The sequence below is a fragment of the Novosphingobium sp. genome (assembly GCF_019748365.1).
Lineage (GTDB): Bacteria > Pseudomonadota > Alphaproteobacteria > Sphingomonadales > Sphingomonadaceae > Novosphingobium.
In genome coordinates this window covers 1-11451 of sequence record NZ_JAIEPN010000113.1, presented here as the reverse complement: position 1 = coordinate 11451, position 11451 = coordinate 1, and the positions used below count along the sequence as shown (strand labels likewise).

The following is an 11451-nucleotide window of genomic DNA, read 5'->3' as shown; positions in this document are numbered from 1 at the left end:
CGACCGCCAAGATCGGCAAGCTGCTCAAGGAAAAGCAGGGCAAGAAGGTCCTGATGGCCTCGCTCGACGTCAATCGTCCGGCGGCGCAGGAACAGCTTGCGGTGCTGGGCACGCAGGCGGGCGTTGCCACACTCCCCATCGTCCCCGGCCAGTCCCCGGTCGAGATCGCCCGCCGCGCCTTGAATGCCGCCAAGCTCCAGGCGGTCGACGTGCTGATGCTGGATACCGCAGGCCGCCTCCACGTCGACCAGGCGCTGATGGACGAGATGAAGGCCGTTGCCGAGGTCTCCACCCCGCGCGAAACGCTGCTGGTGGTCGATTCGCTGACCGGTCAGGACGCGGTCAACGTCGCGCAGAACTTCGCGGTCGAGGTCAATCTCACCGGCGTCGTGCTGACCCGCATGGACGGCGATGCGCGCGGCGGTGCGGCGCTTTCGATGCGCGCCGTCACCGGCAAGCCGATCAAGTTCGCCGCCACCGGTGAAAAGCTCGATGCGATCGAGCAGTTCAACCCGGAACGCGTGGCCGGCCGCATCCTCGGCATGGGCGATATCGTCTCGATCGTCGAGAAGGCCGCCGCGACCGTCAAGGCGGACGAGGCCGAGAAGCTCGCGCAGCGCATGGCCAAGGGCCAGTTCGACATGAACGACCTGCGCACCCAGCTTCAGCAGATGCAGCGCATGGGCGGGCTGGGCGTGCTGGCGGGGCTGATGCCGGGCATGAAGAAGGCCAAGCAGGCCATGGCCGCCTCGGGCATGGACGACCGCGTGCTGCTCCATATGGATGCGATCATCGGCTCGATGACGCCCAAGGAGCGCGAGCGGCCCGAACTGCTCAACGCCAAGCGCAAGATCCGCGTCGCGAAGGGCTCCGGCACGCAGGTGCAGGACGTCAACAAGCTCATCAAGATGCACATGGAAATGGCGAAAGCCATGAAGCAGATCCGCAAGATGGGCGGGCTCAAGGGCCTTGCTGCCATGTTCGGCGGCGGCGGAATGGGCGGGCTCGGCGGCGGCGCTGATGCCGGCCCCGGCCAGCTTCCCGGCGGCGGCATGGGGGCAGGGATGGGCGGCATGCCCGGTCTGCCCGGCCTCGGCGGCGGCAACATGCCGGCCAACCTTGGCGATCTTCTTCGGAAAAAATGATTTCAGTTCCAGTTTCAGTTTCACTCGGAAAGGTTTGAAGTATGTCGGTTTCCCTTCGTCTCTCGCGCGGTGGCTCGAAGAAGCGCCCTTACTACAAGGTCGTGGTCGCCAACAGCCGCAGCCCGCGCGACGGCGCCTATCTCGAGCAGGTTGGCACCTACAACCCGCTGCTCGCCAAGGATGATGCCAACCGCGTCCGCCTCGTCGAGGACCGCGTGCGCTACTGGCTCGGCGTTGGCGCCCAGCCGACCGACCGCGTTGCCCGCATGCTCGACAAGGCCGGCATCAAGGAGCGCACCCCCACCGTGAACCCTGCCAAGGGCGAGCCGGGCAAGAAGGCCAAGGAGCGCGCTGAAGACCGCGCTAAGAAGATCGCCGAGGCCGAAGAAGCAAAGCGTGAGGCTGAAGAAGCCGCCGTTGCTGCCGCTGCTGCTCCGGCTGCTGAAGAAGCACCCGCCGAGGAAGCTGCTGCCGAGCAGGCCGAAGGCTAAGCCCGCATGTCAGGCCGTCCCGTCACGCTCGCTGCGATCAGCGGCGCGCATGGCGTGGGCGGCGAAGTGCGGCTCAAGCTATTCGGGGACGGGGTGGAAAGCCTCAAGGCCCACCGCAGCTACAATGATGGCACGCTGACGCTCGCCAAGCTGCGCGACGACGGGAAGGGCGGGGCCATCGCCCGCTTCTCGGAGGTGGCAGACCGCACCGCGGCGGAAAAGCTGCGCGGCACCGTGCTCACGGTGCCGCGCGCCAGCCTCCCGCCGCTGGCGGAAGGCGAATATTACTACACCGATCTGATCGGTCTGCCCGCCGTCTCGACCGAAGGTGAAGTGCTCGGCACCTGCATCGCGGTCGAGAATTTCGGCGCGGGCGATGTGCTCGAGATCGAGCGGCCTGCCGAGGAAGGCAAGCCCCGCAAACGTTTCATGGTGCCGATGCGCGCCGAAGCCGTGCCCGAATGGAACGGCGAACGGCTGGTGATCGAAGCGGCTTACGCCGCCGATTGACAGCTTGCGGGGTCGCAGCACGGCGTTTCGGTCTGCTGCTGCACCGGCGGCGTGATCAGGTCGCGCACCAGCATCCGCAACTCGCTCCAGAGGGTCGGCACAGGCTGGCCGCTGCGCAGGCTCGCCTCGCGCGCCTGCAAGGCTGCCTTGTGGGCTTCCCTCCAGCCCCGGCTCCAGACTTCATCCATCATCACGCGTCTCCCTTGCTGATGGCTGCATTGTGCCTGCGCAAGGCGCGGCCGGCCAACAAATGCTCTGGCATATCCTATAAGGTGGCCTTATCATGAGGCATGCCTGACCTGCCGCCTCTCTCCGCCGTCCGCGTGTTCGAAGCCGCCGCAAGGCTGGAGAATTTCAGCCGCGCGGCAGAGGAACTGGGCATGACGCAGGCCGCTGTCAGCTATCAGGTCCGCCAATTGGAAGACCGCGTCGGCCGCCCGCTGTTCCTGCGCGAGAAGGGCCGCGTGCGCTTGTCGGAAGCCGGGCGGCGCCTCGCTCCCGCCGTCTCCTCTGCGCTCGCCGATATCGCCGCCGCCTTTGCCAACTTGCGCTCGGATGATAGCGGCGTGCTGGCGATCAGCACGATTCCCTCGTTCGGCGGCACCTGGCTCAGCACGCGGATCGGCAAGTTCCAGATCGCCGTCCCCGACCTTGCGCTGCGGCTGGAGACAACCGGGCGGATCACCGATTTCGCGCGCGAGCAAATCGACGTGACGATCCGTTCCGGCCTCGGGCCCTGGCCCGGGCACACCGCCGAATTCCTTATGCGCTATCACGTCACGCCGATCTGTTCCCCCGCCTTTATCGAGGAGAATGCGATCCGCACGCCCGAGGACCTGCTGCGCGTCTCGCGGCTGGCGCAGGATGATCCCTGGTGGGCCGGCTGGTTCAGCGCGGCGGGGCTCGAACTGCCGCCCGCGCAGCCTGCGGCCAGCATCCTGTTCGACAGCCAGCTCGAGGAAGCGCGCATGGCCGCCGCCGGCTTCGGCGCCGCATTGATGACACCCGTGTTCTGGGCCGAGGAGATTGCCGCAGGCCGCCTCGTCCAGCCGTTCCCGACCTTGTACTTCCCGCCCTTCTCGCTCTGGCTGGTGCGCCCCGAGGGCCGCCACGGCGTGCGCAAGATCGAGCGCTTCCGCGAATGGCTCCTCGCCGAAATGGCCGCCGAACGCGCGCGCGGCATGGCGCCCGAAGCAGTGTGGACGCCGCCCGAGGCCGTAACGAAGCGGTAACGGTTCAGCTATATACGAAGGAATAGATGAACGCGCCTTTCGCTTCGTCACTTCCGGTAACAGCAAGCCCGCTGTGGCAGATGCTTTCGGCTTACGAAGTCGGGCCTGTCGACGCCAATTTGTCCTTCACCCAGCGCCTCGCCCGCGAGAACGGCTGGAGCGCCGCGCATGCCGAGCGCGTGTTCGAGGAATACCGCCGCTTCCTCTATCTCGCCGCCACGGCCCCGCACGCCGTCACCCCGTCCGATGCGGTCGATCAGGCCTGGCACCTCCACCTCACCTACACGCGCGATTACTGGGATCGGCTCTGCGCGGACGTGCTCGGGCGCGCGTTGCACCACGGCCCGACCAAGGGTGGCCGCGCCGAAGGTGAACGCTTCTTCGAGCAATATGCGCTCACCTTGCGCAGCTACGAAGCCGCCTTCGGCCCCGCCCCCGAAGACATCTGGCCCGATGCGCGCCGCCGCCTCCGGGTCGATCCGCAGGCCCGCCGCGTGCACCCGCGCGAGGTTCTGATCATTCCGCGCCGCGCCGCCTGGCTGGCCCTTCTGCTCATCATCGTTGGTCTCATGCTCTGGAGGCTTTTGTGACCGGTCTTGGCCCGCTCGATCTGCATGGCCCTGAATTCCTGATGCTGTACCTTGAGCTGGCGCTGATCGCGCTGGCCGCCGCTTTCGTCATCCCGCGCTACTTGCGCCCCGAAGGCCGCATCGGCCGCCGTCCGGATGAAGACGAGCTCGCGATCCTCGCCGGCGGCCGCGAACGCCTTGCCGAAGCGGTGACGGTGCGGCTCCTCGCCGAAGGAGCGGCGATCGTGCAGTCTGGCGGTACGCTCGCAATCCGCAATCCGCACGGTGGGCGGACGCGCGCCGAACGCCGCGTTGCGACGCTGACTTCACCCGCCAACTGGCGCGATGTCCACCTCGCGCTCACCGGCCCCGCGGAGGCCACCGAGCGCCAGCTGGAGGACAAGGGCCTGTGGATCGGCCGTGATGCCGCCCGCCAGCTCCGCCTGATCCAGACCGCACCGCTGGCGCTGCTTTTCCTCTTCGGGCTCGCCAAGTGGATCGTCGGCGCCATGCGCGACCGGCCGGTCGGTTTCCTCACCGCCCTCCTTCTGGCGACCGCTGTCGTCGCTGTGGTGCGCTATGCCGCGCTCGACCGCCGCACCCGCGCCGGCAAGGCCGCGCTGGAAGACGCCCGCTTCGAAGCGGCTCGCCTGCGCCGCGCTGCCCCCACCGATGAGGCTCCCCTCGCGGTCGCGCTGTTCGGCACGACGGTGCTCGCCGGCTCTTGGCTTTCGGACTTTCACCGCATGCGCAGCGCCGGATCGGGCAATGATAGCGGAGGCGGGAGCGGCTGCAGCAGTGGGGGAGGCGGCTGCGGTGGAGGTGGAGGCGGAGGAGGAGGCGGCTGCGGCGGTTGCGGCAGCTGACGGTCTATATCCCCTTCGTCCTTGCTTTGCTGCGCTCGCAATGGCGGCGAAAAGGTGCAACCTTGCTCGCTTCGAATGGGAGGCACGCAATGCGGTACAAGGCAATTCTTCTGGCAGCACTGGCGCTCGCAGCGCCACTACCGGCATTCGCCCAGACCGCGCAGGCCCCCGCCGCCACCGACCCCGCCTCGCTCGACAGCGAGATCAGCACCATTCTCACCAAGTGGATGGCCGAGAACCACATTCCCGGCATGGTCTTCGGCCTAGTGAAGGACGGCCGCCTCGCTTACGTGAAGGGCGAGGGCGTGCAGGACCTCGCCGCCAAGCGCCCGGTCACGCCCGATACGCTGTTCCGCATCGCCTCGATGACCAAGGCCTTCACCGCCCTGTCGGTCCTCAAGCTGCGCGACGAAGGCCGCCTCGCGCTCGATGATCCGGCGGACCGCCATGTGCCCGAACTGCGCGGCTGGACGTATCCCACCAGCGACAGCCCGCGCATCACGGTCCGCGATCTCCTCACCCACAGCGCCGGTTTCGTGACGGATGACCCATGGGGTGATCGCCAGCAGGTCCTCTCGCAGACGGCATTTACCGCGCTGCTCAAGGCGGGCGTCCCCTTCACCCGCGCGCCCGAAATGCGCCACGAATATGCCAACCTCGGCTACGCCATCCTTGGCCGCGTCATCGCCAATATCACCAAGGCGCCCTACCGCAGCTTCGTCGAAACGCGCCTGCTCACGCCGCTCGGCATGACTGCCAGCGGCTTCGACGTCCTCGCCCACCCGAAAGACAAGCGCGCGATCGGCTACCGCTGGGAAAACGACGCCTGGGCCGAGGAGCCCACGATGAAGGACGGCGCCTTCAACGCCATGGGCGGGCTTGAAGTCAGCGCGACCGACTATGCCAAATGGCTCGCCTTCGTCGTCTCCGCCTGGCCGCCGCGCGATGGTGCCGATCCCGGCCCGGTCAAGCGTGGTACGGTCCGGCAGGTCATCCGCGGCGTCAACAACGCCGCCGTGTTTCGCCGCCCGGCCACCGGCGGCAAGGACCAATGCCCCGGCACCGTCTCCTACGGCATGGGCTGGCGCATTATCGGCGATTGCGATTACGGCACCGTCCTCGCCCACGGCGGCGGCTATCCGGGCTATGGCAGCCATGTGATGGTGCTGCCCGAATACGGCGCCGCCCTCTTCGCGCTGACCAACCGCACCTATGCCGGCCCCAGCCAGCCGGTGTGGGACGTCGCCGCCTTACTGCGCGCCAAGGGCGTGCTGGAGAAGCGGGTGGAGCCGGTGTCGGCAGATCTCGCGAGCTTCTACAGCGCGGCGCAAACTGTCTGGGCGGCAGGGACCATCGTTGCGCTGCAAGGCCGCGTCGCGATGAACTTCCCGATGGACCGCACCGCCGCCAACTGGGCCAAGGTGCTGGCGGAAACCAGGGCCAAGTCCGGCGCTTGCGATACCACCGCGCCGATTTTGGCCGAGGGCGCGATGAGCGGTACTTTCACGTGGAAATGCGAGAAGGGCCGGATCGAGGGGACGGTGCTGCTGGCCCCGACCAAGCCAATCACGCTGCAAGCGTTGGAATTTGCCTTCGAGGGGAAGAATTGATTCTTGCCTGCAATCCGTATATACATAGCGTATATACGGAGTTCCCCATGAGCTATTGCAGATGGAGCGATGGCGATCTTTATGCCTATCGCGGCGCAGATGGCTATCATGTGCATGTCACTGGCCCGGCCTTGGTGGAAGGCCGGGTGCAGGATCGCTACGTCGAACCCTCGGCGCAGGCCTTGCTTGCGCGCGTGCTCTGGCTGGGCGAGAAGGGCTGCGACTATCCGTGGGATGCCCTGCGTTGGCTGAAAGAGGATGTGGTCGCCGAACTCGATGAACGGGAGAAGGTACGGTGAGCGAGGAATTTCTTGGGCGAACGTTCAAGTCCGGCAATTCGGTCGCCCTGCGCCTGCCCAAAGGCCTTGGCATTGAGGAGGGCACCGAAGTCCGCATGGTCAAGGAGGACCGCATGACCTTCCGCGTCGAACCGGTGGACCAGCCGAAGCGCAAGATCGACATCAGCGGCTTCTGGGGAAAGGCCCCCGGCCTCACTCTCCCGCCGCGCGAGGATTTCGAGGAACGGCCCAGCACGATTGCGGCACGCAAGGCAAAGCCTGAGGCGTGATCCGCTTCCTGATCGATAGCGACTGCGCGGTCTATGCCATGACCGCGCGGTTTGCCGCCCTTGGTGAGCGGCTATTGCAGCTAGAGCCGGGCGAGATCGCGATTTCGTCGATCAGTTTTGCCGAAGTGGCATTGGGAACCATCGCCGGCAAGCCGCCCGAACCGTCTGTTCTGGAAGCTTTTGTTGCTGTCATCCCGATCCTGCCCTTCGACGAAGCCGCCGCGCGCGAATACGCCAAGCTGCCCTTCAAACGCGCGCGCTTCGACCGGCTGCTGGCCGCGCATGCGCTGAGCATCGGCGCGACGGTGGTAACGAACAACGAGGCGGATTTTGCCGATGTGCCGGGGCTCAAGATTGAGAACTGGACGGTATGAGCGATGTACTGTTTATGGCTGTAGTTTGGGCGGTGATTAGCTGGCTGGCAGTTAGTTGGATGGGCCGTTGGATCGGTCAGAATGTTTCCCGCGAAAGGATGGGTTTTGCTGCGATGGGCGCTGGCTTCGCGCCCACGCTGACTTTGATTGTCGCTACAGTTCTTTGGCACCTGCACGCCCGAGCCCAGTTTGAAGCAAGTGGTGCCACTGAAGGTTTCATGAGTCCTGTGATCATAGTTCTCATGATATCGCCGTTTCTCGCCATCAATCTTGTCCTCAATCTGGTCGTGGCGATTCAGGCTGCTCGCAAATGACCTTCCAAGCCACCGTCCTCACCCTCTACCCGGAAATGTTCCCCGGCCCCCTCGGCATCAGCCTCGCGGGCCGCGCCATGGCGGAGGGCAAATGGGCGCTCGATACCGTCCAGATCCGCGATTTCGCAGCGGACAAGCACCGCACGGTTGACGACACACCCGCAGGCGGCGGCGCAGGCATGGTCCTGCGCGTTGATGTGCTGGCCAAGGCCATCGACCATGCGCGCCAGTTCCTCCCCGGAACGGGGAGGGGGACCACCGAAGGTGGTGGAGGGGCAGGTTCGGCCAATCCCGCCCTCGCCGCGTCGGAAGAACCGCAAGTGCCCCTCCACCATCCTGCGGATGGTCCCCCTCCCCCGGTGGGGGAGGAACGCCCCGTCATCGCGCTAACCCCGCGCGGAAAACCCCTCACGCAGGCCCGCGTGAGAGAGCTTGCGGCAGGCCCCGGCGTCATCCTCCTCTGCGGCCGGTTCGAAGGATTCGACGAGCGCATCTTCGAAGGACGGGCCGTCGAGGAAGTCTCCGTCGGCGATATCGTGCTCTCGGGCGGCGAACCGGCGGCGCTGATGCTTCTCGATGCTTGCATTCGGCTGCTTCCCGGCGTAATGGGCGCGCCTTCCAGTGGGTCAGAAGAGTCGTTCGAGAACGGCCTCCTCGAGTACCCGCACTATACCCGACCCGCTGAGTGGGAAGGGCGCACGATCCCTGAAGTGCTGCGATCGGGGGATCATGCGAAAATCGCTTCATGGCGGAAACGCCGGTCTGAAGACGATACCCGGTCACGCAGGCCGGACCTTTGGGAGCGCCACACCGGCGTTCGGGTCCAGTCTGCCTCTGGCGCGCAGCGTGAAGTGCAGGACGATTGAGTCATGAACATCATTCAGCAGCTCGAAGCTGAAGCCATCGCCGAATTCAAGGCGAAGAAGACCATCCCCGAATTCCGCGCCGGCGATACGCTGCGCGTGGGCGTGCGCGTCGTCGAAGGTGAGCGCACCCGTGTCCAGGCTTACGAAGGCGTGTGCATCGCGCGTTCGAACCGCGGCCTCGGCTCGAACTTCACCGTTCGCAAGATCTCGTTCGGCGAAGGCGTGGAGCGCGTGTTCCCGCTCTACTCGCCCAACATCGACAGCATCACCGTGGTCCGCCGCGGCGTCGTGCGTCGTGCCAAGCTCTATTACCTGCGTGGCCGCACCGGCAAGTCGGCACGTATTGCCGAGCGCAAGACGATTAAAACCACGACGGAAAGCTGACCGGGGCGGGCTGACATAGCCCACCGCCTGGGGCACCGCAGCGTGCTTCGAGAGGCGCCCCGGCAGACCAGCCGGGGCGCCTCTTTTCGTTTTGCCATACCTTCCCGCAAGGACCATCGCTCCCATGCGACTGCTCACCTCCCTGCTGGCCGCCAGCGCGCTTGTCATCGCCGCGCCCGCATTTGCCGCCGAGACGAAGGATAGTGCCGTGACCGCACCGCAAGCCGCCCCGAAGGACTCCGGGGCGCTGACCCTCGAACGCGTCTTCGCCAGTCCCGGCCTTGCCGGGCCGGTGCCGCGCGCGGTGAAGCTCTCGCCCGATGGCCGTTACGTAACGGTTCTGCGCAACCGGCCCGATGACCGCGAGCGCTATGACCTGTGGGGTTTCGACCGCAAGGCCGGCGAGTGGCGCATGCTGGTCGATTCGAAGAAGCTGTCCTCAGGCCGCGAACTCAGCGAAGCTGAGAAGATGCAGCGCGAGCGCCAGCGCATCGGCGATCTGAAGGGTATCGTCACCTACGAGTGGACGGCGGACAGCGCCGCCGTGCTCGTTCCCATCGACGGCGATCTGCTGCTGGCGGGTCTCGACGGTTCGGTTCGCAAGATCGCGGGCACCAAGGGCGGCGAGCTTGATCCCTCGCTCAGCCCCAAGGGCGGCCATGTCGCCTTCGTGCGCGATCAGCGCCTGCTCGTTGGGGCGGTCGACGGCACGAGCGAACCGCAGGCGGTAACCCCCGCCGAAACCGCCAGCACCGTCCACTGGGGCGAGGCCGAGTTCGTCGCGCAGGAGGAAATGAACCGCTTCAAGGGCTACTGGTGGTCGCCCGATGGCGCGCGCCTTGCGGTGGAGCGCTTCGACGAAGCCAAGGTCGGCACCGTCACCCGCGCCGCCATCGGCGCCGAGGGCACCAAGACGTTCGAGCAGCGCTATCCGGTCGCGGGCAGCGCCAATGTCGAAGTCTCGCTCTGGGTGATCGGCGCGGACGGCCAGAGCCGCGTTCAGGTCGATCTCGGCGCGGACAAGGACATCTACCTCGCCCGCGTAGACTGGGCGCCTGATGGCAAGGCGCTCTACGTGCAGCGCGAGGACCGTGCGCAGACGAAGCTCGACATGCTCAAGGTTGATCCCGCCACCGGCAAGGCCGAGGTCCTCTTCACCGAGACCGCCGCCAAGGGCAGCTGGATCAATCTTTCGGACGCCTACCGCTTCCTCGCCGATGGCAGCCTGATCTGGCTTTCGGAGCGCGACGGCTTCGCGCATCTTTACCACTTCAAGGCGGGCCTGTGGACGCAGCTCACCAAGGGCCCCTGGGTCGTCACCGATCTCCTCGGCGTCGATCAGAAGTCCGGCCGCGTCACCTTCGTCGGCACGAAGGACGATGTGCTCGCACCGCAGGTCTACGCGCTTGATCTGAAGCACCCCGAAAAGCTTGATCGCCTCACCGATCCCGCCTTCCACAACAGCGCCGCGATGGACCGCAAGGGCCAGACCCTCGTCGTCACCCGCAGCGCCGACAATCAGCCGCCGCAGTCCTACCTTGCCGACGCCACCGGCAAGCGCATCGCGTGGATTGAAGAGAACCGCGTCGAGGGTACGCACCCCTACGCCCCGTTCCTCCCCAGCCATCGCAAGGCCGAGTTCGGCACGATCCCGGCGGAAGACGGCACCCCGCTCCACTGGATGTTGATCACCCCGCCGCTGGAGCCCGGCAAGCGCTATCCGGTGTTCTCATACCACTATGGCGGCCCGCACGCGCAGGTCGTCGCCAAGGGCTGGCAGGGCGCGCTGGCGCAGGCGATCGTGGACAAGGGCTATATCTACTTTGCCATCGATGGGCGCGGCTCGGACAATCGCGGTGTGAAGTTCGAAAGCGCGATCAATCGCGCGATGGGCACGGTCGAAGTGGCCGATCAGCTCGCCGGTTCGCACTACCTCAAGTCGCTGCCCTTCGTGGATCCCAAGCGCGTCAGCACCTTCGGCTGGTCCTATGGCGGCTACATGACGCTCAAGATGCTTGAGCAGCACCCGGGCGAGTGGGCCGCCGGCATTTCCGTCGCCCCGGTCACGCGCTGGGAGCTTTACGATACGCACTACACCGAGCGCTATCTCGGCGATCCGAACAAGGAGCCCAAGGTCTACGAAAGTTCGGGCGCGCTGAAGGACGCGGCGAAGATCACCGATCCGCTCATGCTGATCCACGGCATGGCCGACGACAACGTCGTGTTCGAGAACTCGACCGCGCTGATCGCCAAGCTGCAGGGCGAGGCGGTGCCCTTCGAAATGATGCTCTACCCCGGCTTCACCCACCGTATCGGCGGGCCGAAGGTCAGCAAGCATCTCTACGAAACCGTATTCCGCTTCCTCGACCGCCACGGCGTGGGTAGCGGGCAATAGTCATCTGGGGCCGCAAAGGCCGCCGCAAGGAGAGTACAATGGGTTACCGGGTAGTGGTCGCAGGCGCGACCGGCAATGTCGGGCGCGAGATGCTCAATATCCTCGCCGAGCGCGAGTTCCCGATCGA

Annotated in this window: 15 protein-coding genes; 14 read left to right on the top strand and 1 reads right to left on the bottom strand. The window is 66.1% G+C overall.

From position 1 onward, the window contains the following. The 3 genes from K5Q19_RS13970 to rimM all read left to right on the top strand — a co-directional run. On the top strand, positions 1-1145 hold a 1145-nt coding region (locus K5Q19_RS13970; RefSeq protein ID WP_292946238.1), incomplete at its 5' end, for a signal recognition particle protein. Between the two features lie 41 nt (positions 1146-1186). Then, positions 1187-1636, top strand: coding sequence for a 30S ribosomal protein S16 (rpsP, locus tag K5Q19_RS13965; RefSeq protein WP_292946237.1), 450 nt, complete (start codon positions 1187-1189; stop codon positions 1634-1636). Positions 1637-1642: 6 nt separating this feature from the next. Continuing rightward, positions 1643-2146 carry a ribosome maturation factor RimM gene (rimM, locus tag K5Q19_RS13960; RefSeq protein WP_292946236.1) on the top strand — a complete coding sequence of 168 codons (504 nt, stop codon included), beginning with the start codon at positions 1643-1645 and terminating at the stop codon, positions 2144-2146. Here rimM and K5Q19_RS13955 read toward each other — a convergent pair. Next, a complete protein-coding gene (locus tag K5Q19_RS13955; protein WP_292946235.1) occupies positions 2131-2337 on the bottom strand; it encodes a hypothetical protein in 207 nt (68 codons plus the stop codon). The genes rimM and K5Q19_RS13955 overlap by 16 nt on opposite strands. A gap of 99 nt (positions 2338-2436) precedes the next feature. On the opposite strand from K5Q19_RS13955, the gene K5Q19_RS13950 reads away from it, so the two are divergent. The 11 genes from K5Q19_RS13950 to K5Q19_RS13900 all read left to right on the top strand — a co-directional run bounded on the left by K5Q19_RS13950 (position 2437) and on the right by K5Q19_RS13900 (position 11324). Next, entirely contained in the window at positions 2437-3378 is a 942-nt protein-coding gene (locus K5Q19_RS13950) for a LysR substrate-binding domain-containing protein (RefSeq protein ID WP_292946233.1), read from the top strand. 26 nt (positions 3379-3404) lie between these two features. Beyond that, on the top strand, positions 3405-3968 hold the full coding sequence (locus tag K5Q19_RS13945) for a hypothetical protein (RefSeq protein ID WP_292946231.1): 564 nt from the start codon (positions 3405-3407) through the stop codon (positions 3966-3968). After that, positions 3965-4813 (top strand): TIGR04222 domain-containing membrane protein, encoded by an 849-nt coding sequence (locus tag K5Q19_RS13940; protein WP_292946229.1) that lies wholly within the window; start codon positions 3965-3967, stop codon positions 4811-4813. The genes K5Q19_RS13945 and K5Q19_RS13940 overlap by 4 nt, the downstream gene beginning before the upstream one ends. 89 nt (positions 4814-4902) lie before the next feature. Next, a complete protein-coding gene (locus K5Q19_RS13935; protein WP_292946227.1) occupies positions 4903-6423 on the top strand; it encodes a serine hydrolase domain-containing protein in 1521 nt (506 codons plus the stop codon). 47 nt (positions 6424-6470) lie between these two features. After that, positions 6471-6722 (top strand): hypothetical protein, encoded by a 252-nt coding sequence (locus K5Q19_RS13930; RefSeq protein ID WP_292946225.1) that lies wholly within the window; start codon positions 6471-6473, stop codon positions 6720-6722. After that, entirely contained in the window at positions 6719-6991 is a 273-nt protein-coding gene (locus tag K5Q19_RS13925; RefSeq protein WP_292946223.1) for an AbrB/MazE/SpoVT family DNA-binding domain-containing protein, read from the top strand. The genes K5Q19_RS13930 and K5Q19_RS13925 overlap by 4 nt, the downstream gene beginning before the upstream one ends. Next, a complete protein-coding gene (locus K5Q19_RS13920) occupies positions 6988-7365 on the top strand; it encodes a type II toxin-antitoxin system VapC family toxin (protein WP_292946221.1) in 378 nt (125 codons plus the stop codon). The genes K5Q19_RS13925 and K5Q19_RS13920 overlap by 4 nt, the downstream gene beginning before the upstream one ends. Next, positions 7362-7679, top strand: a complete 318-nt coding sequence (locus tag K5Q19_RS13915; RefSeq protein WP_292946219.1) for a hypothetical protein — start codon at positions 7362-7364, stop codon at positions 7677-7679. The genes K5Q19_RS13920 and K5Q19_RS13915 overlap by 4 nt, the downstream gene beginning before the upstream one ends. Then, entirely contained in the window at positions 7676-8545 is an 870-nt protein-coding gene (gene trmD, locus K5Q19_RS13910) for a tRNA (guanosine(37)-N1)-methyltransferase TrmD (RefSeq protein WP_292946217.1), read from the top strand. Before K5Q19_RS13915 ends, trmD begins: the two co-directional genes overlap by 4 nt. A 3-nt stretch (positions 8546-8548) precedes the next feature. Next, complete coding sequence (gene rplS / locus K5Q19_RS13905) at positions 8549-8929, top strand: 50S ribosomal protein L19 (RefSeq protein WP_292946215.1); 381 nt, start codon at positions 8549-8551, stop codon at positions 8927-8929. Positions 8930-9053: 124 nt separating this feature from the next. Further along, the gene (locus tag K5Q19_RS13900) at positions 9054-11324 is read left to right on the top strand and encodes a S9 family peptidase (RefSeq protein WP_292946213.1); all 2271 of its coding nucleotides are present in this window, start codon (positions 9054-9056) and stop codon (positions 11322-11324) included. The last annotated feature ends 127 nt before the right edge of the window (positions 11325-11451 follow it).

Excerpts from the sequence above, each read along its gene's own strand:
- K5Q19_RS13900 (WP_292946213.1), top strand. The coding sequence starts at position 9,054 with ATGCGACTGCTCACCTCCCTGCTGGCCGCCAGCGCGCTTGTCATCGCC.
- rplS (WP_292946215.1), top strand. The coding sequence starts at position 8,549 with ATGAACATCATTCAGCAGCTCGAAGCTGAAGCCATCGCCGAATTCAAG.
- K5Q19_RS13950 (WP_292946233.1), top strand. The coding sequence starts at position 2,437 with ATGCCTGACCTGCCGCCTCTCTCCGCCGTCCGCGTGTTCGAAGCCGCC.
- K5Q19_RS13945 (WP_292946231.1), top strand. The coding sequence starts at position 3,405 with ATGAACGCGCCTTTCGCTTCGTCACTTCCGGTAACAGCAAGCCCGCTG.
- K5Q19_RS13915 (WP_292946219.1), top strand. The coding sequence starts at position 7,362 with ATGAGCGATGTACTGTTTATGGCTGTAGTTTGGGCGGTGATTAGCTGG.
- rimM (WP_292946236.1), top strand. The coding sequence starts at position 1,643 with ATGTCAGGCCGTCCCGTCACGCTCGCTGCGATCAGCGGCGCGCATGGC.
- trmD (WP_292946217.1), top strand. The coding sequence starts at position 7,676 with ATGACCTTCCAAGCCACCGTCCTCACCCTCTACCCGGAAATGTTCCCC.
- rpsP (WP_292946237.1), top strand. The coding sequence starts at position 1,187 with ATGTCGGTTTCCCTTCGTCTCTCGCGCGGTGGCTCGAAGAAGCGCCCT.
- K5Q19_RS13935 (WP_292946227.1), top strand. The coding sequence starts at position 4,903 with ATGCGGTACAAGGCAATTCTTCTGGCAGCACTGGCGCTCGCAGCGCCA.
- K5Q19_RS13955 (WP_292946235.1), bottom strand. The coding sequence starts at position 2,337 with ATGATGGATGAAGTCTGGAGCCGGGGCTGGAGGGAAGCCCACAAGGCA.
- K5Q19_RS13930 (WP_292946225.1), top strand. The coding sequence starts at position 6,471 with ATGAGCTATTGCAGATGGAGCGATGGCGATCTTTATGCCTATCGCGGC.